General features: G+C 72.4%; 20 protein-coding genes and 2 tRNA genes. 12 read left to right on the top strand and 10 right to left on the bottom strand.

The features are described 5' to 3' along the window. Positions 1-212: 212 nt before the first annotated feature. From BJ982_RS23760 to BJ982_RS23745, 4 genes are all read right to left on the bottom strand, one after another. Complete coding sequence (locus BJ982_RS23760; RefSeq protein ID WP_203959372.1) at positions 213-3,635, bottom strand: helicase HerA domain-containing protein; 3,423 nt, start codon at positions 3,633-3,635, stop codon at positions 213-215. Then, positions 3,632-4,288 carry a hypothetical protein gene (locus BJ982_RS23755; RefSeq protein WP_184883526.1) on the bottom strand — a complete coding sequence of 219 codons (657 nt, stop codon included), beginning with the start codon at positions 4,286-4,288 and terminating at the stop codon, positions 3,632-3,634. The genes BJ982_RS23760 and BJ982_RS23755 overlap by 4 nt, the downstream gene beginning before the upstream one ends. Further along, on the bottom strand, positions 4,281-5,444 hold the full coding sequence (locus BJ982_RS40565; protein ID WP_184883524.1) for an endonuclease domain-containing protein: 1,164 nt from the start codon (positions 5,442-5,444) through the stop codon (positions 4,281-4,283). Before BJ982_RS40565 ends, BJ982_RS23755 begins: the two co-directional genes overlap by 8 nt. Positions 5,445-5,566: 122 nt before the next feature. Then, complete coding sequence (locus BJ982_RS23745; protein WP_184883522.1) at positions 5,567-7,036, bottom strand: SDR family oxidoreductase; 1,470 nt, start codon at positions 7,034-7,036, stop codon at positions 5,567-5,569. Between the two features lie 151 nt (positions 7,037-7,187). Between BJ982_RS23745 and BJ982_RS23740 the strand changes: the two genes are divergently transcribed. Both BJ982_RS23740 and BJ982_RS23735 read left to right on the top strand, forming a co-directional pair. Beyond that, positions 7,188-7,595, top strand: a complete 408-nt coding sequence (locus BJ982_RS23740; RefSeq protein WP_184883520.1) for a nitroreductase family deazaflavin-dependent oxidoreductase — start codon at positions 7,188-7,190, stop codon at positions 7,593-7,595. A 157-nt stretch (positions 7,596-7,752) separates the two neighbouring features. Continuing rightward, positions 7,753-8,496, top strand: a complete 744-nt coding sequence (locus BJ982_RS23735; RefSeq protein WP_184883518.1) for a rhomboid family intramembrane serine protease — start codon at positions 7,753-7,755, stop codon at positions 8,494-8,496. Positions 8,497-8,500: 4 nt separating this feature from the next. On the opposite strand, the gene BJ982_RS23730 is transcribed toward BJ982_RS23735, so the two are convergent. Beyond that, entirely contained in the window at positions 8,501-8,893 is a 393-nt protein-coding gene (locus BJ982_RS23730) for a VOC family protein (protein ID WP_184883515.1), read from the bottom strand. A gap of 57 nt (positions 8,894-8,950) precedes the next feature. Here BJ982_RS23730 and BJ982_RS23725 point away from each other — a divergent pair, with 57 nt between their 5' ends. After that, positions 8,951-9,412 carry a MarR family winged helix-turn-helix transcriptional regulator gene (locus BJ982_RS23725; protein ID WP_184883513.1) on the top strand — a complete coding sequence of 154 codons (462 nt, stop codon included), beginning with the start codon at positions 8,951-8,953 and terminating at the stop codon, positions 9,410-9,412. 115 nt (positions 9,413-9,527) lie between these two features. Here the strand turns inward: BJ982_RS23725 and BJ982_RS23720 are convergent, their stop codons facing one another. Then, positions 9,528-10,160 (bottom strand): HD domain-containing protein, encoded by a 633-nt coding sequence (locus BJ982_RS23720; protein WP_184883511.1) that lies wholly within the window; start codon positions 10,158-10,160, stop codon positions 9,528-9,530. 34 nt (positions 10,161-10,194) lie between these two features. After that, positions 10,195-10,842, bottom strand: a complete 648-nt coding sequence (locus BJ982_RS23715) for a hypothetical protein (RefSeq protein WP_184883510.1) — start codon at positions 10,840-10,842, stop codon at positions 10,195-10,197. Positions 10,843-10,973: 131 nt separating this feature from the next. Between BJ982_RS23715 and BJ982_RS23710 the strand changes: the two genes are divergently transcribed. Then, on the top strand, positions 10,974-13,457 hold the full coding sequence (locus BJ982_RS23710; RefSeq protein WP_184883508.1) for a DEAD/DEAH box helicase: 2,484 nt from the start codon (positions 10,974-10,976) through the stop codon (positions 13,455-13,457). A gap of 24 nt (positions 13,458-13,481) precedes the next feature. On the opposite strand, the gene dusB is transcribed toward BJ982_RS23710, so the two are convergent. Next, positions 13,482-14,594, bottom strand: coding sequence for a tRNA dihydrouridine synthase DusB (gene dusB / locus BJ982_RS23705; protein ID WP_239123479.1), 1,113 nt, complete (start codon positions 14,592-14,594; stop codon positions 13,482-13,484). Positions 14,595-14,757: 163 nt separating this feature from the next. On the opposite strand from dusB, the gene BJ982_RS23700 reads away from it, so the two are divergent. The 4 genes from BJ982_RS23700 to BJ982_RS23685 all read left to right on the top strand — a co-directional run bounded on the left by BJ982_RS23700 (position 14,758) and on the right by BJ982_RS23685 (position 16,836). After that, a complete protein-coding gene (locus BJ982_RS23700; RefSeq protein ID WP_184883506.1) occupies positions 14,758-15,414 on the top strand; it encodes an ACT domain-containing protein in 657 nt (218 codons plus the stop codon). 67 nt (positions 15,415-15,481) lie between these two features. Next, a tRNA-Gly gene (locus BJ982_RS23695) sits at positions 15,482-15,554 on the top strand. Positions 15,555-15,569: 15 nt separating this feature from the next. Next, positions 15,570-15,644 (top strand) — tRNA-Val (locus tag BJ982_RS23690). 148 nt (positions 15,645-15,792) lie between these two features. Beyond that, positions 15,793-16,836, top strand: a complete 1,044-nt coding sequence (locus BJ982_RS23685) for a hypothetical protein (protein ID WP_184883504.1) — start codon at positions 15,793-15,795, stop codon at positions 16,834-16,836. Between the two features lie 3 nt (positions 16,837-16,839). Here BJ982_RS23685 and BJ982_RS23680 read toward each other — a convergent pair whose 3' ends face one another. Both BJ982_RS23680 and BJ982_RS23675 read right to left on the bottom strand, forming a co-directional pair. Beyond that, positions 16,840-17,211 carry an STAS domain-containing protein gene (locus tag BJ982_RS23680; RefSeq protein WP_184883502.1) on the bottom strand — a complete coding sequence of 124 codons (372 nt, stop codon included), beginning with the start codon at positions 17,209-17,211 and terminating at the stop codon, positions 16,840-16,842. Beyond that, on the bottom strand, positions 17,211-18,806 hold the full coding sequence (locus BJ982_RS23675) for a PP2C family protein-serine/threonine phosphatase (protein WP_184883500.1): 1,596 nt from the start codon (positions 18,804-18,806) through the stop codon (positions 17,211-17,213). The genes BJ982_RS23680 and BJ982_RS23675 overlap by 1 nt, the downstream gene beginning before the upstream one ends. 292 nt (positions 18,807-19,098) lie before the next feature. Here BJ982_RS23675 and BJ982_RS23670 point away from each other — a divergent pair, with 292 nt between their 5' ends. The 4 genes from BJ982_RS23670 to BJ982_RS23655 all read left to right on the top strand — a co-directional run bounded on the left by BJ982_RS23670 (position 19,099) and on the right by BJ982_RS23655 (position 23,107). Further along, positions 19,099-19,986, top strand: a complete 888-nt coding sequence (locus BJ982_RS23670; RefSeq protein WP_311772227.1) for an IS5 family transposase — start codon at positions 19,099-19,101, stop codon at positions 19,984-19,986. A 312-nt stretch (positions 19,987-20,298) separates the two neighbouring features. Continuing rightward, the gene (locus BJ982_RS23665; RefSeq protein WP_184883498.1) at positions 20,299-20,808 is read left to right on the top strand and encodes a hypothetical protein; all 510 of its coding nucleotides are present in this window, start codon (positions 20,299-20,301) and stop codon (positions 20,806-20,808) included. 174 nt (positions 20,809-20,982) lie between these two features. Continuing rightward, positions 20,983-22,698, top strand: a complete 1,716-nt coding sequence (locus tag BJ982_RS23660; RefSeq protein WP_184883496.1) for a penicillin-binding transpeptidase domain-containing protein — start codon at positions 20,983-20,985, stop codon at positions 22,696-22,698. A 121-nt stretch (positions 22,699-22,819) separates the two neighbouring features. Continuing rightward, positions 22,820-23,107 (top strand): hypothetical protein, encoded by a 288-nt coding sequence (locus BJ982_RS23655; RefSeq protein ID WP_184883494.1) that lies wholly within the window; start codon positions 22,820-22,822, stop codon positions 23,105-23,107. Positions 23,108-23,137: the final 30 nt, after the last annotated feature.

Genomic DNA, 23,137 nt, shown 5'->3' with positions numbered 1-23,137 from the left:
GTGCCTGGCCGTGCCCACCCCGCTCGGCCAGTGATCGATCCGGACAGTCTTCCGCACATACGGAACGCTCGTCCACGTAATGACATATCGGAGTAGCGATCCGCTCGCGAGCTTTGTGACACCGGGTAACGATCGGCCCCGGACCTTATGACATCGGCGCGGCGATCCTTCCGGGGGCCTTCGTCGTCGCCGGGAAGGCCCCCGGAGCGGCGTCAGCGCTCCAGCGGTCGTCGTGCCCTGGCGATGACCTCGTCGGTGGTGAGCGCGCTCTTCGGGTGGTGGCTCAGGCACAGCGAGGTGCGCACCTTGCGGAAGCCGCCGCCCTCCAGGGCCGCGTAGAACTCCCCCGCGCCGAGGTGCGCGACGTCGGCGACGGCGCCGCCCTTCGCCCTGGCCAGTTCCTTGGCCGCCTCGATCTGCACCGGGGCGTTCAGCAGGCCGAAGAACTGCGTCGCCGCGTTCCCCGGGATCCTGTTGTGCAACCCCCGGGGCGACTGCGTCGCGAACACCAGCCCGAGCCCGTACTTGCGCGCCTGGGACGCCAGCGCCAGCGTGCTGTGCGTGCAGGCGGTCATCGCCCCCGACGGCGCGAACGTCTGCGCCTCGTCCATGACGAACAGGCCGCCGAGCGGGCGGTCCCCCGCCGGGTTGCGCTTGATCCACGAGAACAGGGCCATCTGGAGCTGGTTGACGAACCCCTGCCGCTGCCCGTCGGACGGCAGCCCCGCCAGGTTGATCACCGACACCCGCGCCCGCTTACCCGCGGCCGGCGTCAGCAGCACCCCCGGATCCACCGGCGTGCCCTCCCCGCCGAACAAGGGATCGTTCACCGTCGCCGCGTGCAGGTTCTCGGCGATGTCCGCGGCCAGCTTCTGCGCGTCGCGCAGCTCGCTCACGCCCTCCGGCAGGGCCGCCAGCACCTCGGTGAACCCCTTCAGCGTCACCCGGCCGCGCCGCGCGTAGTACGTCAGGGCCTCCCTCAGCACGGCCATGCCCCGGTGGGCCCTGGTGTTGTTGCCGGTCAGCCTCGCACGCGGAGCCAGCGACTCCACCGCCGTGCCGACCGCCTCACGGAACTCGTCCGGGTCGTCCACGACGCCGGTGAAGTCGGGCAACGGCTGGAAGGTGAGCGGACGCCCCGCGTCCCGCCCCGGCGTCCACACCACGACATCGGTCGCGTCGAGGTACTCCTTGGCCTTCCCGGCGTCCCCGGGCCCCCACTGCGGAGGGTTCTCCGGCCAGGCGTCCCCAAGCCTGGCCAGGTCGTTGTTCGGATCCAGCACGATCGCCGACACGCCGCGCAGCGCACACTCCTCGACCACGCGCCGAATCAACACCGTCTTCCCCGACCCCGACCCCGCGAAGATCACCGTGTGCTTCCGCAACGCCTCCAGCTCTACGATCACCGCCTCATCGGAAAGCCCCTTCCCGACCGTGATCGCCGTCTCCGTGACCGCACGCCCGGCGACCTCCTCGAAGTGGACGGCCCGAGCCTCCTCGCTCCCCTCGCCTGCCTCGCCCGCCTGGACTACGAGGGTCTCGACCGCTTCATCAGAAAGACCGTCGCGCCCCACCGTCTCGGTCACGCGGGTGACCGCTGGAGCCCCCTCACCTGCGGCCTCCTCCTCGTTGCCGGTGACGCTTCCGCCGCCGACGATGTCCAGTCCCCGGACGGCGTTCAGCGCCGCAGCGCCTCCTGGTCCGAGACCTCCGCGTTTGACGGGCTTCACCGGGACCTGCCCGTCCGTCTCCACCGCATCGACGTCCGCCCCACCGGTTACGCCTGCGGACTCCGCTTCCTCCACCCCTGCCTCAGGAACGGTCCAGACATCGGAAAGCGCCTCGTTCAGCAGCCTCACCTCGGCGGCCGGCTTGCGCGCGACAAGCCACGTCGGCAACTCCGGCGCGTTCTCCGCCATCAACGCCTTGAGCGCCGCGAGGGTCCTCAGATCCTCCGTCCCGACAGGCAGGACCCTGCCGCCCAGCCGCTCGAACTCCGCGACCGCCTCGCGGGTACGGGGCCCGCCGGACCATTCGTCGTTGCGCAGGACGAACAGCCGTCGCCGCGAGGCCCCCGAGTTGAGGCCGGCGGCCACCGAGGCGGCGCGCAGGCGGTTGAGCACGGCGATCGGATGCCCGGCGGCGATGGCGCGGAACGCCCAGTGCGCCTCGTCCTCCGTGGACTCGTCCAGGCTCCGCCGCAGCCGCGCGTGCAGGGAGGGCTTGCCACTCGGCGGCGCGTCCTGGCCGAGTTCCCTCCCGGCGTCGCCGTACCCGGCGATCCAGGCGGCGAGCCCGGCGGACAGCAGCGCGGGCATCACCGCGTCCTCGCTCCGCGGATCGAGGGCCGGGCCGGTCTCCGCGGCGTCCTTCAGGGCCGCGAACCGCGCGTCCAGTGCCTCCAGCGCCGAGGTGTCGATCACGGGGACAGTGCGGTCGGCCACCGGGCCGGATTCACCGGTGAGATGCTCCAGCTCACGAATCTCGTCGCCGACGAGACAGTTCCTGACATGCTCGTCGATCTTTATGAGAAGCTGCCGCACGGTGAAGTCGGGCGCGTTCTCGAAGGCGGACTCTTTCACCGGCCATGTCGGATACGGAGGACGGAAACCGATCGCCCGGTACCGCTTCGCGAGCCGCTTCTCGATCAGATCCCGCCCGATCTTGGCACTCGGGACGGACTGGAGGGGAATGCTCTCACGGAACCGGTCGCGCACGCTGTCCACGGCCACTGTCTTGATGAGCGCCCATGAGGCCGGCAGGCAGGAGAGCACCGTCAACGTCCGGCTCGTGTTCTCGCGCAGGGACATCAGGCCACCGGCTATCTGCTCGATCACCAGAGCGTTACGCCAGTCATATTCCGCCGCGGCCTTGGTGGCGATGGAGGATTGCGCGATCAGGGCGTCGACCTGATCGACGGCGATCACCGATGGCCCGATGACGGCCAGCAGGCGGAACACGTCCTTGACGATTTCCTGCGGAGACTTCTTCGATTCTCTGATTCCCCAGTCCGCCCGTTCACCCGGCTCCTCCTCCGGCTGGGAGGACAGGTAGGAGGTGCCGACGTCCTGCGCGTGGAAGTCGTCGGACGCGAGCAGCACAAGAGCCCGCGCGGTGTCCTGCGTGTCGCGGCCCACCCTGTCGTCGAATCGGCGCAACGCATCGATGAAGGCGTCCAGTATCGGCCTCGTCAACGGGGCGTGGCCGAACAACTGGAGCCGGTCCACGCGCGGCATGCCGACACGTGACGAGAGTTGTCTCAGGAACGATCTGAGCTGGTTGTCGGCGTCCAAGTCACGCGCCAGGCTGTCCAGCATCGACACGAGCACGCTATCCCAGAAATCCCGGGTGTCCAGAAGGCTGACGAGGAAGAAATAGCCGCCCTCCTGCTGAATCCTCTCCCGCACCCAGCCGACCAGGTGCGTCTTCCCGGAGCCGCGCTGTCCTTGGACCACGACGCCGATCGGGCTGGCGGTGACGCTCTCGCCCGCCTCCGTCATGCCGTCCACGAGCGCCTGGACAGTCGCCCGGTGCAGGCCGTCCACGTGGAACTCCGACCGGCGCCAGACGTCGTCCGCGACCTCCGCGTAGTTGAAGCGCAGGGCCGCCAGGGCGCGCCGCTCCTCACCGTTCATCGTGCTCCGATCCAGATGAGGTGCTTGTCCTGGTCCCCGATCGTCACCGCGGCGTCGCGGTCTTCGTGGGTGAGAACCTTGTTGTTGGACTCAGGCACCAGACTGACGTCGGGGAGACGGTTCATCGCCCTCAGCGCCTCGTCCACCTCGTCCCTCGGCACGTCCCCGAGATACGACCTGATCTCCGCGATGCCCACCCAAGCGCCGGGTTCATTCGCCAGATCTCTGTAGGCCGCCCGTATCCGTCCCTCGATGTCGCCCGGTTCCGGGCCGGGCGAGGGTTCCTGAACGGGGTCAGGTGACGGGGCGAAAACGTCCGCAAGGGTGTGACCGGTCCGTTCCATGATGGCGACAAGCCCGGCGGCCAAGCCTTCCACGAGGACTTTCGGGGATTTCGTGATCTGCGGGTTCCGCAGGCCCGCCCCGATCTCCCGCCGCATCCGGCTCCAGCCGTCGTCGGTCAGCATGTGGACGAATACGCGTCCCTCTTTACGGGTCTCCACCAGCTTCATGTCGTTCAGCTTCACGCGACGCTTTCCGTCGAGCCGCAAGCCGTATTTCTCTTCCAGGCCGGCGTTGGAGACCTCGCTGGCCTCCCGCATGAGGGCGACCAGGACGGCGAGTTCGGGGAGGGACAATTTCTCGTCAGACACGGGGGGATCCTTTCGCGAGTGTGTCGCGGCGGGTTGTGAGGTAGCGCTCCAGACGGGCGGCGACGGCTTCGACGTCCATCAGGACCTGGGCGTTGGTGAAGCGGAGCACCGCGTAGCCGTCGAGTTGCAACTGGACGTCGCGCAGGCGGTCGGCGGCGTAGCGGTCGGGTCTGTGGTGGTCCTCGCCGTCGATTTCGACGATGCAGCGTTCGCGGCGCCAGATGAGGTCCACGCGGATCGGGTTGGCGAGGGGGCCGGACCTGTAGGTCTGGTTCCAGGCGCGGCCGTGTGACCAGGGGCGGGCGGCGAGGGCTCTTTCCAGGGCTTTCTCGGCGTGGCTCGCGGGGTGGGGCATCCCGGTCACGGCGGGGAAGGTCACGGCGCGCGGCGGGAGCGTGGAAGGGGGAGAGAGCCCGGGATCGGCGCTCGTGGGCGACGGCAGGCGCAGGGTCACGTGCGTGACGCGGTCGGCGGGCGCGGAGAGGGCTCCGGTCAGCCACACGCCGAAGCCGCCCCGCGCGGCCAGCCATTCGGCGGCGGCGAGCAGGACGTCCTGGTCGGCGCGGGAGAAGTCTTCCGGCACCGGTACGAGAAGCGCGGTCCCGGACCGCTGGAACCCGGCGGCGAGCACGCGGGCCAGCCCGGCCGCGCGCACCTCAGGTCCGAACCGAGACGTCCGGGCAAAGGCGCCCGTGCCGGACCGCGCGCCGGGAAAACCCCCTGAGCGTGCGTCAGGAGGGCCACCTGAGGCGGTACGGCGGGGGGTGCCGTCGGTGTGGTGGAGGGCGGATTCGGCGAGGGCGGCGAGGAAGGGGCCGAAATGGGGGCTTGTGGCGGCGGTGCGCAGGGCGAGGGCTCGGACGGCGAGGGTGCCGGCGGCTCCGGCCTGGATGCCGGCGGCGTCCGGGAGCCAGGCCGGGAACAGGTCGAGGGCGGCGTCCTGGAGGGCGTCGAGCATGTGGCCGGCGGCCTCCGCGACGGACCGCGCGACGACCGGGACACAGGTGAGGATCGCAGGCGCGGCGTCGGGCGGCGGCTCTGCGGTCAGGGCGTGCGCGGCGGCGCCGGCGCCGGCCAGCAGCACGACCCGGTCCGCGGGCAGCTCCGCCCAGGAGTGCGCGACCTCCCCCGGCGACTCAGCCCACGAACGCGCCACACCGTATTCCTTCTGTATTCCCTCTGCGCTTACGCCACATCAGCGTGCGAAGGTTATACGTCGGAGATACCAGGGCGCATGTCTTTGCCGGAGACTCGGTATTTTGCCCGATATCTGGTAATTCAGGAACGGGAACCCGCGAATGTCTCCGCCGCCTTGGCCACGTTGCGCGGCATGCGGCCGAAGATGAGCCCGTGGAACGGCGAGACGCCCCACCAGTAGAGGTGCCCGAGCAGTCCGCGCGGGTGGAAGACGGCCCGCTGCCCGTACACGGTGCGGCCGTGGTCGCGGCGGCAGGTCAGCTCCAGCCACGCCAGCCCGGGCAGGCGCATCTCGGCGCGCAGCCGCAGCAGGTGGCCGGGTTCGATCTCCTCCACCCGCCAGAAGTCCAGGGCGTCGCCGACCCGCAGCCGCGCGGGGTCACGCCTCCCCCGGCGCAGGCCGACCCCGCCGAACACGCGGTCGAGCAGCCCGCGGACGTCCCAGGCGAGGGGCAGGGAGTACCAGCCGTTGCGGCCTCCGATGCCCTCGATGACCCGCCAGAGGGCCTCGGGGGGCGCGTCCACGACCCGGGCGCGCTCGTCGGTGTAGAGGCTGCCGCCCGCCCAGTCGGGGTCGGTGGGCAGCGGGTCGCTGGGGGCGCCCGGCGTGGAGGCGGAGGACCAGCGGGTCGCGACGTCGGCCTCCTTGATCCGCTGGAGCGCCAGCCGCACGGCCGCGCGGAAGTCGATCAGCCCGTGCGGCGGGTCGGGGACGTACCGGGCGATGTCGTGCTCGCGGCAGACCGCCTCGTCGCGCAGCGACTCGACCAGCGGCCTGGCCACGTTCGCCGGGACGGGGGTGACCAGGCCGATCCAGAGGCTGGAGAGCCGGGGCGTGAGCGGCGGCACCGGAATGATCACACGGCGCGGCAGCCCGGCCACGGCCGCGTACCCGCGCATCATGTCGGCATATGTCAGGACGTCGGGCCCACCGATGTCGAAGCCCCGATTCACCTCGCGGGGGATCTCCACCGCTTTGACGAGGTAGCGCAGCACGTCCCGGATCGCGATGGGCTGGGTACGGGTGCCCACCCACCGCGGCGTGGTCATCACCGGCAGCCGCTCGGTCAGGTAGCGCAGCATCTCGAACGACACCGAGCCGGACCCGATGATCACCGAGGCTCGGTAGGTCACAGCGGGGACCGAGCACTCCAGGAAGACGCGCTCCACCTCGGCCCGCGACCCCATGTGCGCCGACGGCCGGTCCTCGGGCGCGAGCCCGCCGAGGTACACGACGCGGCCGATCCCCGCCTCCTCGGCCGCCGCCGCGAACGTCTCCGCGGCCCTGCGGTCCCGCTCGGGGAAGCCGCGGCCCGCGGCCATGGTGTGGATCAGGTAGTAGGCGACGTCCACGCCCTCCAGCGCGGCCCGGGTGGCCGCGTGGTCGGTGGCGTCGGCCTCGGCGACCTCGACGCGACCGATCCACGTCTGGTCGCGCAGGCGGCGGGCCGAGCGCGCCATGCAGCGCACCTCGTGGCCGGCGTTCAGGAGCTCGGGCACCAGCCTGCCCCCGATGTAACCGGTCGCGCCGGTGACGAGGCACCGGGTCATCCGCATCACCTCCGATGCCGACTTCGTACCCGGCGCGGTCCGCGGTTGCGCTTCCTCGCGGGGTTCACGCAGGGCATGATCCGACACTGGATGAGCCCCGCCCCAAAGGGGGTAGGCCATCCGCGTACAGGTCGACCCGGAGGGTGATCGGATGCTTTACGGAAAAGAGCATGTGGACAGATATCGCGCCACGGACGGCAAGGAAGGGCACGACTGGAACGGCACCACGGTCCTTCTGCTGACCACCACCGGCCGCACCAGCGGCCGGGAGCACACCACACCGCTCATCTACCAGCGTCACGGGGACGACTACGTCATCGTGGCCTCCAAGGGAGGAGCGCCCGAGTCGCCCGACTGGTACCACAACCTGACGGCACACCCCGAGGTCGAGGTGCAGGTCGAGGGCGACAGGTTCACCGCGCGCGCCCGCACCGCCACGCCGGAGGAGAAGCCGGAGGTGTGGCGGCTGATGACCGCCACCTGGCCGCAGTACGACGACTACCAGGCCAAGACGGACCGCGACATCCCCGTCGTGATCCTCGAACGCGCGGGCGGCTGAGCGGGCGCGGGAGATCGCCGGGCCACCGGTCGTGTACGGGTTACGCGACCGGTGGCCCTACCGGCGCGGTGTTTGCGAAAATACCGTGACGGACCGACGGGGTGCTGCCCGGGCGTCCGGCCACAGGTTCCGGCGCGTGCACTAGTCAGGAGACAGCATGGGCGGCGACTCCCGGACGGCCGAGATCATGGTCGCCGAGGCCCGCAAGGCGTTCTGGGTCATGGTCGGCTTCCTGGCCCTGATCTGGCTGGTCCAGATCGCCAACTGGGCCACCGGCTACTCCCTCAGCCAGTCGTTCGGCATCGCGGCCCGCGACCCGGCCCGGCTGCCCGACATCGTCGCCGCGCCGTTCCTGCACTGGAGCTGGGCGCACATCGAGGGCAACTCCGGCCCGCTGTTCGTGTTCGGCTTTCTCGCCGCCTACCGCGGGGTGGGCAAGTTCCTCGGTGTGACCGCGCTCATCGCGGCGACCAGCGGCCTCGGCGTGTGGTTCGTGGCGAGCCCGCACAGCGTCACCGCGGGCGCGAGCGGGGTGGTGTTCGGCTACTTCGGCTACGTGCTGGTCAAGGGCCTGTTCGACCGGCACGGCATCGACATCGTGGTGGGGCTGGTCATGGCGCTGTGCTTCGCCTACCACTTCACCGGGCTGCTGCCGACCGACGAGTTCAGCTGGCAGGGCCACCTGTTCGGCTTCGCGGGGGGCATCCTCGGCGGCTGGTTCTTCCGCGACCGCCGTCCCCGCGCCGCCGCCGTCCCGCCGCAGGCCGCCCCCCGGCCGATGCCGGGTGTGGCCAGGCCCGTCCCGGGAATCCCCTCGGGCCCGCCGCCCTCGGGCCGCCCGGTCGCCGCGGACCCCTCGCGCGCCGCCCTCTACAAGGAGCTGGACGACCTCGGCCTGTGAGCGGTCAGTACGACTGGAGCTCCACCAGGTTGCCGTCGGGGTCGCGCAGGTGCGCGGTCCTCACCGTAGGGCCCCACTGGGGGCGCGCGGCCGGCGGTGCGACCAGGCGCCCGCCGTGTTCGCGCGCGACCGCGGCCGCCGCCTCCACGTCCTCGACCTTCAGCACGAGCATGACCCCGCCGGTGGGCCCGGGCGGCGCGAGCGCGGTGACCGCGTCCATCACCGACCTGTCCAGCAGCGCCAGCAGGGCCTCGCCGCCGAGGTCCCAGTTGGCGTACGGGCCGGACGGGTCGCCCTTGACGAGGGTGCCGCCCGTCACCGTGCCGAGCAGGCCGTCGTAGAAGCGGAAGCAGCCGGCGAAGTCGCCGGCGAGCACCCGGGGATACAGGGCGTCCATCACACGCTCCTAATAGTTGGGTAGCACCAACGATTGGTGCGGCCCTATCATTCCGGGATGAGCGATGTGCCGCAACTGCCGCCGTCCCTGCTCGGCATCACGGCCTTCGTGCTGTCCAAGACCGGCCAGGCGGGCAGGCGTGCCGTCGCGGACCGGCTGGAGCCCCTCGGGCTCGGCCTGTGGCATCTGGCGGTCCTGGCCGCGCTCGCCGACTTCGGCCCGGCCTCGCAGCGCGATCTCGGCAGGCGGCTCGGCATCGACCCGAGCGACCTGGTCGCGGTCATGGACGCCCTGCTCCCCCGCCGCCTGGTCGAGCGCGGGCGCGACCCCGCCGACCGCCGCCGCTACTCGGTGCGCATCAGCGACGAGGGCCGCCGCGCGCTGGCCGAGGCGGTCCGCTCGGCGCGGGACGCCCACGAGGCGATCCTGGCGGCCCTGGACCCGGACGAGCGGCGCACGCTGCACCACCTGCTGCGCAAGGCGTACGCGGGGCTGGACGCGCGGGCCGCGTATCCGTGACCGCACGGGTCCCCGGACGGTGGCGGGCCCAGGAGGGTATCCCCGACCGCCGGGACCGCGGGGCCCCAAGGGGTATCCGTGACCGCCGGGGCCGCGGATGCGTCGCGAGGGCGGGTCAGCCGGGGACGTCCGCGCGGCCGGTGAGCGCGGCGAGCTCGGCGCGCACGTTCGTGCGGGCCGCCGTCTCCCACATCTCCCGCGCGGGCGCGGTCCGGTAGAGCACGGGCATCGCCAGCAGCCCCGCGAGGACGCGCGCCCGGCCCGTCCTGAACGCCTCCTCGGGCACGTGGCGGTACTCCTGGCGGACCGCGCGGGCGTAGGCGTCGTAGCCGGGCGAGGCGAGCACGGCGAGGTCGGCGTCGCACAGCACCTCGCCGTCGCGGTCGCCGGGCTCGGGGCCGTGCCCGGCGGTCAGCCGCACCAGCCGGGCGACCTCCCCGGCGCGCCGCGCGAGGCCGCCGCCCAGGCGCGCGAGCCGGGAGGAGGCGAGCTGGGCGCTGCGCTCCTCGTCCCACCCCGGCCTGCCGTCGTACACCGCGTCGTGGAACCAGGCCGCCAGCCGCACCGCCACCAGGTCGCGGGCGTGGCCGGCGAGCGGCTCGGTGGCGGCGAGCACGGCGCGCAGGTGGGCCGGGGTGTGGTAGCGGCGGTGCGGCTCGGCCCAGCGGGCGGCCAGCTCGGCCCCGACGGCCAGGGACGCGGCCGACTCCCCGGCGAGCGCGCGCCACGCGGCGGACAGGTCACGCATGCGCCCATCGTGCCACCGCCCGCCGCCGCGGCGCTCAGTCGGCGATGTAGGAGATGGACCGCACCTCGTAGCCGCGCGTCCTGCTCCCGCGCACGTGCAGGAACATGGCGCCGCCCTCGTAGGAGTAGGCGCAGGACCTGCCGCCGCGCTCGGCCTGGCACCCCTGGAAGATGTAGCCGACCCCGCCGAACTCGACGCGGAACAGCGTCTTCACCGCGCCGGTGGACGCGATTTCCAGGCCGCGGTTCCTGTCGCCGGCCTTCCACGCCGCGAACAGGTACTTGGCGGCCTTCTCCGGCGCGGTGACGTGGCGGGACTCGTACACCTTCGCGACCTTGCCGCCGGAGACGAGCATCAGGATCCCGTTGAGGCCGCCGGGCACCCGCACGCTGGTGTGGGTGAACCGGCAGGCGTTCTTGACGCACCCGGTGAACTCGTCCGGCGCCCGGTACACGTAGGCGAACAGCGTCTTGACCGCCGCGGGCGACGCCACGGCCGCCGCGGCCGCCCTGTCGTCGCGGAGCCAGGCCCGGAACAGCTTGTTCGCGGCCTTCGCCGGGGTCGCCGCGGCGGCGCTCGCCGGGGCGACCGCCCCTCCCCGGGCCGTCGCCGCCGCGGCGCTCGCCGGCACGACGACCATCGCCGCCGCGGCCAGTGCCGCGGCGGTCCTCGCTCCACGCATCGATCTCTCCTTCCACCGGGACCCGTCCGGGCCCCGGCAGAAGACGCGGCGCGGCTCCCCGCGGTTCACTCCGGGCCCGCCGAGGGCGAAAGGTGGACCGACCACGGCGTGGCTTTCGGCAGTATTGAGGGGTGAGCCTCCTCCAGCACCTCCCTCAGGACACCGACCCCGACGCGCTGTTCGAGGCGTTCGCCGCGTGGAACGCCGAACGCGGGCTGACGCTCTACCCGGCGCAGGAGGAGGCGCTGATCGAGGTCGTCTCGGGCAACAACGTGATCCTTTCCACGCCGACCGGTTCCGGCAAGAGCCTGGTCGCCGCCGGGGCGCACTTCGCGGCGCTGGCCGACGGGCGGCGGACGTTCTACACCGCCCCCATCAAGGCCCTGGTGTCGGAGAAGTTCTTCGACCTGGTCGCGCTGTTCGGCACCGGGAACGTCGGCATGATGACCGGCGACGCCTCGGTCAACGCCTCGGCGCCGATCATCTGCTGCACGGCCGAGATCCTCGCCAACATCGCGCTGCGCGACGGGGCCCGGGCCGACATCGGCCAGGTCGTGATGGACGAGTTCCACTTCTACGCCGAGCCCGACCGCGGGTGGGCGTGGCAGGTGCCCCTGCTGGAGCTGCCGCAGGCGCAGTTCGTCCTGATGTCGGCCACGCTGGGAGACGTCACCCGCTTCGAGAAGGACCTGACGCGGCGCACCGGCCGCGACACCGCCGTCGTGCGATCGGCCACGCGTCCCGTGCCGCTGTTCTACAGCTACCGCACCACGCCGCTGCACGAGACGCTCGAAGAGCTGCTGGCCACGAAGTCCGCGCCGGTGTACGTCGTGCACTTCACGCAGGCGGCGGCCATGGAGCGGGCGCAGGCCCTGATGAGCGTGAACATGTCCACCAAGGCCGAGAAGGAGGCCATCGCCGCGCTCATCGGCAACTTCCGGTTCACCACGCGGTTCGGCCGCGCGCTGTCGCGGCTGGTCCGGCACGGCATCGGCGTCCACCACGCCGGGATGCTGCCGAAGTACCGCCGCCTGGTCGAGCGCCTGGCCCAGGCCGGCCTGCTGAAGGTCATCTGCGGCACCGACACGCTGGGCGTCGGCGTCAACGTCCCGATCCGCACGGTGCTGTTCACCGCGCTCAGCAAGTTCGACGGCAACCGCGTCCGCCTGCTGCGCGCCCGCGAGTTCCACCAGATCGCCGGGCGGGCCGGGCGCGCGGGCTTCGACACCCTCGGGCACGTCGTCTGCCAGGCCCCCGACCACGTCGTGGAGAACGAGAAGGCGCTGGCCAAGGCGGGCGACGACCCGAAGAAGCGGCGCAGGGTCGTGCGCAAGAAGCCGCCGGAGGGCTTCGTCAACTGGAGCGAGGAGACCTTCGAACGACTCCAGAAGGCCGAGCCCGAGCAGCTGACCTCCCGGTTCAAGGTCAGCAACGCGATGCTCCTCGCCGTCATCAACCGGCCGGGCGACTGCTTCGCGGCGATGAAGAGCCTGCTGACCGACAACCACGAGGAGCGCAGGGCCCAGCGGCGGCACATCAGCCACGCGATCGCGATCTACCGTTCGCTGCTGGCGGGCGGCGTCGTGGAGAAGCTGCGCGAGCCGGACGAGCACGGCCGCATGGCGCGCCTCACCGTGGACCTGCAGGAGGACTTCGCGCTCAACCAGGCGCTGTCCACCTTCGCGCTCGCCTCCTTCGAGCTGCTCGACGCCGCCTCCACCACCTACGCCCTGGACGTGGTGTCGATCGTGGAGTCGACGCTGGACGATCCCCGCCAGATCCTGCACTCCCAGCTCAACAAGGCGCGCGCCGAGGCCGTCGCCCAGATGAAGGCCGACGGCGTCGAGTACGAGGAGCGCATGGAGCTGCTCACCGACGTCACCTACCCCATGCCGCTGGAAGACCTGCTGTTCGGCGCGTACGAGACCTACCGGCGCGGGCACCCGTGGGTGGGCGACCACGCGGTGAGCCCCAAGTCGGTGGTGCGCGACATGTACGAGCGGGCGATGACCTTCGCCGAGTACGTCCAGTTCTACGAGCTGGCGCGCTCGGAGGGCACGGTGCTGCGCTACCTCGCCGACGCCTACCGCACCCTCAGCCGCACGGTCCCCGACCACATGAAGACCGAGGACCTCCAGGACCTGATCGAATGGCTGGGCGAGCTGGTGCGCCAGGTCGACTCCAGCCTGCTGGACGAGTGGGAGAAGCTGCAGAACCCCTCCGAGGAGGTGGAGCGCCCGGGCCTGGAGGAGAAGACCCGGCCGGTCACCGGCAACAGGCGGGCCTTCCGCGTCCTGGTGCGCAACGCCATGTTCCGCATGGTCGAGCTGGCGGCGCTGGAGAAGTACGACGAGCTCGCCGAGCTGGCCGACATCGACTGGCCCGCCGCCCTGGACGCCTACTACGAGGAGCACGACGAGATCCGCACCGGCCCGGACGCCCGCGGCCCCGCCCTGCTGCAGATCGAGGAGGAGCAGGAGCTGTGGCGGGTGCGGCAGGTCCTGCACGACCCGGCGGACGACCACGACTGGGGCATCGACGCCCAGGTGGACCTCGCGGCCTCCGACGAGGAGGGACGGGCGGTCGTCCACGTCGTCGGACTCAATCGCCTCTGAGGCCGCCTTTGAGGCCCGCCGCGGTCAGCCTCCCGAGACGTCCAGCTCGGCCTCGGCGGAGACCTCGACGTCGCCCTGGTCGTCCAGCCAGCCGTCGGGCAGGTGGACGCGGTCACGGGCGTTCGTCTTGCCGCGCGGGCCGTCCGCCGCCGCGCCCGGCCAGGGACGCGTGGCCGGCAGGCGGGCCAGGTGGCCGCGCAGTTCCTCCAGGGAGCCCGCGGTGGCCAGGTCGCGGCGCAGGTCCGCGCCGGCCTCGAAGCCCTTGAGGTACCAGCCGACGTGCTTGCGGAAGTCGAGCACGCCGTGCGGCTCGCTGCCGAAGCACTCCACGAGCAGCGCGGCGTGCCGGGCCATCGTCGCGGCGACCTCCCCCAGCGTGGGGCGGGCGCGCGTGGGGCGGCCCTCGAAGGCGTCGTCGAGGTCGCGGAACAGCCAGGGGCGGCCGAGGCAACCGCGGCCCACCACCACGCCGTCGCAGCCGGTGCGGCGGATCATGCGCAGGGCGTCGTCGGCGGTCCAGATGTCGCCGTTGCCGAGCACGGGGATCTCGGGGACGGCGTCCTTCAGCCGGGCGATCGCCTCCCAGTCGGCCGTCCCGCCGTAGTGCTGCACCGCCGTGCGGCCGTGCAGGGCGATCGCACTCAGCCCCTCCTGGGCGGCGATGCGGCCGGCGTCCAGGTAGGTCAGATGGTCGCCGTCGATGCCCTTGCGCATCTTCATCGTCACGGGGAGGGTGCCGGCATTGGCCACCGCCGCGCGCAGGACGCGCCGCAGCAGGCCGCGCTTGTAGGGCAGCGCCGAGCCGCCGCCGCGCCGGGTGACCTTGGGCACCGGGCAGCCGAAGTTGAGGTCGACGTGGTCGGCCAGGCCCTCCTCGGCGATGATCCGGACGGCTCTGCCCACGACCGCCGGGTCCACGCCGTAGAGCTGGACGCTGCGCGGGGACTCCCCCTCGGGGAACCGGATCATGGCCAGGGTCTTGGGGTTGCGCTCGACCAGGCCCCGGGTGGTGATCATCTCGGACACGTACAGGCCGCCGCCCTGCTCGCGGCACAGCGTGCGGAACGCCGCGTTGGTGACGCCCGCCATGGGAGCGAGCACCACGGGAGGCCAGACGTCGATCGCCCCTATCTTCACCAGCCCATTTGTACCCCACACCCGGACCGGACGGGTCGAATCCCCATACACCGCCGGGCGGGCGCGCCACGGGCGGGCGTCTTGGACCGCCCTCGGCGCGTGCGGTTACATTGGGACTGGGTTCGAGAAGGGGTGCCGCCGAACGCGACCGGGGAGGGGCTGGATGCTGCTGAGGCTGCGGATCTCCCTGCCCGACCGGCCGGGGGCCCTGGGCCAGGTGACCCGGGTGCTGGGCGTCGCGGGGGCCGACATCATCCAGCTCGTCGTGCTGGAGCGCGGCGAGGGCAGGGCCGTGGACGATCTCACCGTGTACTGGCCGGACTCCGCGCCGCGCGACGCGCTCGCGCAGGGGCTCGAAGGCGTGCCGGGGGTGGTCGTCGAAGGGGTGTGGAGCACGCGTGAGGCGCCGGGCACCTACCCCGAGCTGGAGATCCTGAAGTACATCACCGCGGCGGGCGACCGGGCGCTGGCGACGCTGATCGATTCGATGCCGGTGCTGTTCAGCGCCGATTGGGCCGCCGCCGCGACCGAGAAGGTCCCGCGGACGGTGCTGCACGCGAGCTGGCGCGCCCCGGAGGACGTGCCGTTCCCCTCGATCACGCCGGTGCGTCCTGAGGCGCACACGCTGCCGTCCGGGCTGCACATCGTCGCGGCGCCGCTGCCGCCGCTGGCGTTGACGTTCCTGCTGGCCAGGGCCGAGGGGCCGCCCTTCCACCGCATCGAGGTGCACCGGCTCACCCGCATCCTGGAGATCTTCCTGACGCTGCCGGCGATCGAGCGGGGCGTCGCGCGGGGCTTCCGCGGATCCCACGCCGGTTAGGCACCTACGGGGAAAACCCGCTAGAGTCTCGTGTCGTCCCCCCGGGCGGTGGCCAGGGGCGGGGCACGCGGACGTGGCTCAGCTGGTAGAGCATCACCTTGCCAAGGTGAGGGTCGCGGGTTCGAATCCCGTCGTCCGCTCTGAATCCTCATCGAGGGCGATTAGCTCAGTGGGAGAGCGCTACCTTGACACGGTAGAGGTCACTGGTTCAATCCCAGTATCGCCCACCATCTTCCGCGGCCCGGCGGCTCTGTTCCGCCGGGTGCACGCGCGGTCGCGGAGCGGCCGATTTACGGAAAAATTCCCGGCACCGGCCGGTGAAATTTCGCCTTTTCTCGATACCGGCCGGTAAATCATGGCGACGGTAGCGTATGTCGCATGCCCGCCCCTTCCGGAACACTCGATCCGCTGATTCTCATCGCCCATCGCGCCGACGACACCGGGGAAACGTCCATCGCGCTCGCGCGTGAACTGCGCCAGGTCTTCGGCCCGCGTCACGTCCAGGTCGCCCCCTCCCCCTCCGGGGACGGCGCCGGGGCTTCCGCCGCGGACGTCCCGCCCGAGTTCGCCCAGGTCGCCGCGATTTTGGAACGCTCCGCCGTGGTGATCGTCATGATCGGCGCCCGGTGGCTCGCGGACGGCGAGGGGCGGCGGCGCGCCGACCTGCCCGGCGACCACGTCCGGCGCCTGTGTGAATCGGCGTTGAACGCGCCCGCGGCGGTGATTCCGGTCTACGTGGACGGGGCGCGCGCCCTGCGGGCGAATGATTTCCCGAAGGCGCCGGGCCTACGGCCGCTCGCGTCGCTGGAAGGAATAGAGGTGCGCCGGAATTCGTGGGAGACGGACATCGCGCGGCTCCGGGCGCGCATCGTCCGCAGCGGCATGCCCGAGATCGGCTCGGCCGCCGCGACGCTGGAGGCCGCCGACCGATTACGCGAGGTCCTGACCGCCCGCCCGGTCACGCCGGAGGACCTGGAGTCGCTGTTCGCCGACCTGCGCGCCGTCCACAAGGGGTACCTGCACGTGCTGGAGTCCCTGGCCGCCCGGGTGCCCGACGCGTGGGAGGAGGAGACGCCGCGCTTCCCCCGCCGCGTCCGCGAGGCGGCCGCCGAGCTGCGGCGGCTGCGCCTGGAGTACGCGCCGGTGCGGGCGAGGATCGCCGCCGCGGCCGAGGCCCTGCCAGGCGCCCTCCTGCCCCCGCCCCTGGAGGCGTTCGCCCGCGCCGTGCTGCGCTGCCTGCCGACCGGGGAGCTCACGGCCGACGAGGGCCCGGACGGGGCCGCCGCCCTGGACGGCCTGTACGCGGCGCTGGACGGCGATCTGAGCGTGGAGCTGGCGGGGCTGGTGCACGGGACCGTGACGTTCCACCGGCGGCGCTGGGCGGACGTGCGCGAGCGTCACGCCGCGCTGGGGACCGGCTGACCGTCAGGCGGGCGGCTCGCCCGCCAGGGCCTCCTCGACGGTGGGAAAGACCGGCACCCGGCCGGCGATCCCGGTGATCCACAGGACCCGCGCCGAGCCCTGCTCGACCGCGACCAGCGCGAGCCGCCCGCCCGCGTCCACGGCGCGCCTCCAGCACGAGACGATCAGGCCGGTGGCCCGGGAGTCCAGGAAGTCGACCTCCAGCAGGTTCAGCACCAGGTTCGGCCCGAACCGGGCGAACGCCCGGTCGAGGAACTCGGTGACGCGCCGCTCGGTGGTGAAGTCGAGCCGTCCCCGGATCGTCAGCACGCCGGCGCCCGCCCGGCTCACGGTGCTGAAGGACGGGGTGGCGGTCGCGAGGTCGGGATCGGGCATCAGACCACCTCCGGTGTGGCAGGGGTCAGCTGGGCGACCAGGATGCAGGTGTCGTCGCCGGTGTTGCTCGGCACCAGCGCGTCCATCACCGCCGCCAGCCGGTCGGGAGGCCGGGCGGCGATGACCTCGCCGATCGTCGCGGCCAGCTCGTCGAGCCCCTCGAACAGGTCGCGGCCGGGAAGCTCGATCAGGCCGTCGGTGAACATGACCAGCAGGTCGCCCGGTTCCAGGCGCACGGTCGCGGGGGTGTACTCGACGTCGTCGAAGACGCCGAGCAGCACCCCGGGATGCAGGAGCCTGCGCACCGTGCGGCCCCGGACCAGCAGCATGGGCGGGTGGCCCGCGTGCGTGAACGTCAGCGTGTGGTCCTGCGGGCGGAAGCGGGCGACGACGGCCGTGGCGAGGACGTCGGGGCGCAGGCGGCGCAGCAGGCGGTTCAGCGCCACGAGGATCTCGTCGGGGCGCTGGTGGGCGAAGGCCAGGCCGGTGATCGCGTGGCGGAGCTTGGCCATCGCCGAGGCGGCGGGCAGGCCGCTTCCCGCGACGTCCCCGACCGCGAGCAGCACCTCGTCGCCGTCCAGGGGGATCGCCTGGTACCAGTCGCCGCCGAGCGGCGCGGCGGCAGCGGCATCGTAGCGGACCCCGACCCGCAGGCCGGGCAGCGTGAGGAAGTCGTCCTGCACCGGCATGATGATGTGCTGCAGCTCGGCGGTCAGCCGTGACTCCTCCGCGAGCAGGCGCCTGGCCGCGGCGAGCTGGTCGGTGGTGCTCCGCCAGTCGGTGATGTCCTGGATCAGGCCGTGGACCTCGGCGGGACGGCCGGCGCCGTCCCTGCTGACCTCGACGACGGCGCGGACCAGCCGCAGCTCGCCGCCGGCGTGCACCCGCACCTCGAACTCGAACGGCGCGTCGGCCCGGCCGAGGGCGTCGAGCGCGTCGTCGATGACCGGCAGGTCGTCGGGATGGGTGATGGCGCGGTAGCCGCTCGGGTCGAGCGGCCCGTCGGCCGGGTCCCTGCCGAGGATGGCGTAGAGCTGCGTGGACCACTCGACCTCGCCGGTGGCCAGGTTCCAGTGCCCCCAGCCGAGGTTGGCCAGGCGTTCGGTGTGCCCGAGGCGGGTGACCAGGCGGTCCTTCTCGTCGTCGCAGATCCAGGCGGCGAGCAGGCCGCCGAGGACCCGGGTGGCCCTGACGGTGAAGGTGGAGCGGTGCGGCAGGCCCTCGATCGTCTCGACGTGCTGGTAGCGGGCGACCTCCTCGGGCTCGCCCGTGCTCATCACCCGCAGGTAGCTGCGCCACAGCTCGGTGTCCTTGACCGAGGGATAGGAACCGGTGACGCGGACGCCGATCAGCTGCTTGCCGACGCGGCCGTGGATGTCCTTGGCGTGCGGGCCCGCGGCGAGCAGCTCGAAGTCGACGATCTCGCCGTCCTTGTCGCGGACGGGCACCGACCAGGCCGCCTGCGCCGGGACCCCGTCCAGCACGGCCTGCACGAGCGCCGCGACCTCCGCGCCCTCACGCGCGTGCGGCACGGCGGCCGCGGCGGGCACGGGCTTGACCGGTGGTGCGGCCGGGCGGCCGGTGGACGTGGTCACGGAGGTGGCGTGAAAGACGGAGTCACCTCCGCCCATGGCCCATCACCCGCCTTCCGCGCGTCGCGACGCCGCGGGCCGGCGTGTCGGCCTCGCGGCAGACAACAGTGTTCCATGCCGGAGCCCGGCCGGTCAGGGTCGTCGCCTCCCTCGGTGCCCGGAGTGTCGGCTAGGGCCTGTTTCGAAGTCCGCTGTGTGACGGCGTGTCATGTCGGGACATGCAGTGAGGTCTCCGATAAAGGGTTGATCGACCAAGAAAAACCCCAGCACCGGAGACCTCGTGGCCACCTTAGCGGTGACGAGGCGGTTTGACCTGACCGATGCGCAATGGGCACGCCTGGAGCCGCTGCTGCCCGCGCCAAGGAGATCAGGACGGCCGTCGAAGTGGAGCAAGCGGCAGCTCATCGATGGGATCCGGTGGCGGGTGCGGGTGGGGGCGCCCTGGCGGGATGTGCCGGAGTGTTACGGCTCCTGGCAGGCGGTGTACGGGCTGTTTCGCCGCTGGCAGCGTGCCGGTGCCTGGCACAAGATCGCCACTGGGCTGCAGGCCCTGGCCGATGCCGCCGGCTTGATCGGCTGGCAGGTCGGAGTGGACTCCACGATCGTGCGTGCCCATCAACACGCGGCCGGCGCAGCGCGGCACCCGCAGGCGCAGGCCGAGTCACCCGGTGGGGTGCGTACCGAGCCCGCCGATCACGCTCTGGGGCGCTCACGGGGTGGGTGGACGACCAAGCTGCATCTGGCCTGTGAGCAGAGCAGGCGGATGCTGTCGCTGGTGGTGACCGCCGGGCAGCGCGGGGATGCGCCGCAGTTCGAGGCGGTCATGGCTGCGATCAGAGTTCCCCGGCCGGGCGTGGGACGGCCGCGGACCCGGCCTGAGGTGGTGCTGGCCGACAAGGCCTACTCCTCACGGGCGATCCGTGCTCACCTGCGCAGACGCCGGATCAGGTGCATCATCCCCGAACCGGCCGACCGCGTTGCCGCCCGGTTACGGCGTGGCAGCCATGGTGGCCGTCCTCCGAAGTTCGACCTCACCGGCTACCGCGCCCGCCACGCGGTGGAGTGCGGTATCAACCTGCTCAAACGCCATCGAGCCATCGCGACCAGGTACGACAAGCTCGCCGTCCGCTACGAGGCCACCATCCACGTCGCGTCCATCAACGACTGGCTCACCGGTCTTTGAAACAGGCCCTAGGCGGGACGGTGTCCGCTGAGCGCCGAAGGTCGCCGTGATTCACCGGACACGGGGGAAATATCCGGTGGAACCAATGGCGTGCCACAGTAGTCAAACGCTCCACGAGGCCGACGAGGCGGGGGCTCGAATCCTCGGGTGTCCGGGTTTTCGGGCCGGGAGAAACGCGTTTCCCTGGCCATTGCCGAAATGGGGAGCGATGAGCGAGGGCGGTATGCCGGCCGGTTCACGGGTGAGATCCTCCGCGGCGGGGCGCGGCCATGGGAAAAGGGCCGGCGCGCCCGGAGACGGGGCGGGGCCGCGGTGAGGTCGCGGGCGGGCGGCTGGGCCGCCGCCGCGGCGGCGCTGCTGTCCCTGGCGCCGGGATGCGGGGTCCCCGGCCACACGATGACCAAGGAGCAGGCCCAGACGCGCATCGAAGGCTTCCTGCGGGAGACCTTCCGCGCCGCTCCCCCCGGCGGGCTCGCGCTCGTCCGCACCCCGGACGAGACCTACGAGGAGTCGGCCTCCGACTGCGGGACTGAGGGGCCCGGCTCCGGGACGACCGGGCTGATCGAGCCCGGCGTGCTGTACACCGCGTCCACGCGGAACGTCTCACGGCGCGAGGTCGAGCGCTTCGTGGCGGCCGTGGTGGCGCATTGGCGGGCCAGGGCGGCCCGGGTGGAACGCCACGGCGGCGGCTGGAGGATCCATCCCGGCCAAGATGGATATTGGCTTGCGGTCACCCATTATCCGAGCGTCCGTAAATTGCACGTTCTCGGCTATCTCGACGAGTGCATCTGGCCGTACGGCACTCCCGCGCCCGGCCCGTGAAACCGCCGGAGGCCCGCCGCTCACGGACGGGCCGCCGCGGAACACCCTGCGTGACCGTCATTCCGAATACGCGGGCCACGGGGCCGGACGGAACGCCGAAATCACCACAACCAGCTGCCGTGCGCGGTCGTCTCATTTAGCATCTGTCGCGATGGGAAACGGGTGGGCTTTTCGATGAGCGTGCCGGGAGGCGGCGGCCTCCGCGCCAAATGGCCCCAGTTCATGGTGGGCCTCGTGATCGTCATGGTCGCCTTCGGCGGCGTGTACATGCTCCTCGGCTCCCCGGGGCCGGCGGAACCCCCGGCGCACGACGCCTCACGCGCCGCGGCGGGCTCCCCCACGCCCGCCGCCCCCGCGCCGGCGGTGTCCGAGCCGCCGGCGTCCGACCCCGGGACGTTCCCGCCGGTCCCGGCCTCCTCGGCCCCCGGTCAGCCGCTCGTCACGACGGGCGCTCCCGCCGCCGCGACGCCCGCCAACTCCGCGCCCGCCGAGACGCAGGGGCCCGAGCCCGTGGCGGCGCGGTTCTTCGACGCCTGGCTCAAGGGCGACTACACCGCCATGCGCGACACCGTCGCCGACCCGCCGGCCGACCTCGCCGAGCGGCACCGTGCCTTCACGCGCGACCTGCGCGTCGCCTCCCTTTCGCTCGCCCCCGGGCCGCTCGTCCGGCAGGGCGCCGAGACGGCCGAGATGCCGTTCCAGGGCGTCCGCGAGGTGGCCGGGCTCGGCCGGTGGCCGTTCTCCTCGGTGCTGCGCCTCGGCGTGCGCGCCGGGGCGTGGAAGGTCCTCTGGTCGCCGGAGGTCCTGCACCCCGCGCTGAAGGACGGCGGTTCCCTGCGCCTCGTGGAGAACAAGGTGCGGCGTCCCGCCGCGCTCACCCGGGAGGGCGACCGCTTCCCCGCCGACAGCAAGGCGGGCGACTACTTCGCCGGGCTGGACGGCGCGGTCACCGAGCTGCGGCTGGAGGAGCGGCCCTCGGGCCGGGTGCTGCTGTCGTCGGCGCCGCCCACCTCGGCACAGGACAGGACCACGATCTCGGGCCCGGTCCAGGCCGCGGCGGCGCGGGCGCTGCAGGGGGTGGGACGGCCCGCGGCTCTGGTGGCCGTGGACGTGCCGAGCGGCGAGATCCGCGCGGTGGCGGACACTCTCGGCGGCAAGGGGGCGTTCAACGGCCTGTACCCGCCCGGGTCGGCGTTCAAAATCGTCACCGCCGCGGCGCTGCTGCGCACCGGGCTCGGCCCCGGCTCCACGGTGGCCTGCCCCGGCGCCTACACCATCCCGAACGCGCGCCGCTTCACCAACGACGGGGGCGCCGACCACGGCGACATCTCGCTGACCAAGGCGTTCGCACTGTCCTGCAACACCACCTTCGTGCGGCAGGCCTACGAGCGGCTCGGCGGCGGACGGCTGCGCGCCGAGGCCGCCGACCGTTTCGGCTTCCACGAGAAGCCGGGACTGAGCTTCTGCCGGATCGGCGACTCGCAGGACGCCGACGGACTCGGCGCCGACGCCATCGGGCAGAACTCGGTGCAGGCCAGCCCTCTGTGCATGGCGGAGGTCGCGGCGGCGGTGGCGAGCGGCACCTGGCGCCAGGCGGTGATCAAGCCGGGGGCCGGGCGCGACGCCCCCGAGGCGCCCCTGGACGAGGGGATCGCCGCCGGCCTGCGCACGATGATGGCCGCCGTGGTCACCGAGGGCACCGCCGCGCGGGCCGGGCTCCCGCCGGGCACCGCGGGCAAGACGGGCACCGCCGAGGTCTCCGGCGGCGCGGCGCACGCCTGGTTCATCGGCTACCGCGGCTCCCTGGCGTTCGCCGTCCTGGTGCGCAACGGCGGCACCGGCGGCCAGGTCGCCGCCCCGGTGGCCGCGAAGTTCCTCAAGTCCCTGTAGCGACGTCGTTCCTCAAGTCCCTGTGGCGACGTCCCCGTACCGCCCCTGCCGGCCGTCACCGGCCTGCGGGGCGCCGGCGGCGGGCCCGGAATTGTCGGTGGGGACGCGTATGGTCCCCCGCATGAAGACGGTGACCCCCGAGGCGCCCGCCTCGGCCGAGAGACACCCGGAGCGTGGCGCCCGCCTGATCGACCGCTCGCGGTTCGCGGCGCTGTTCCGGGACGGGGCGCGCACGCGCGCGCTCGACGCTCTCCGGGTCCACCAGAACTCCGACGGCGGCCTCGGCAACGCGCTGGAGCCCGATCTGCGGGGGCCGGGCACCCAGCCTCTCCCCGTCGAGGTCGCCTTCCGGGTTTTCGACGAGCTCGACGCCTTCGGCGACCCGACGGCCCACTACGACGCGGCCTGACGACGTCCGTTCCTACGACGCCGCGTCCGG

Source organism: Sphaerisporangium siamense (assembly GCF_014205275.1).
GTDB lineage: Bacteria > Actinomycetota > Actinomycetes > Streptosporangiales > Streptosporangiaceae > Sphaerisporangium > Sphaerisporangium siamense.
This window is presented reverse-complemented; position numbering and strand designations above follow the sequence as displayed.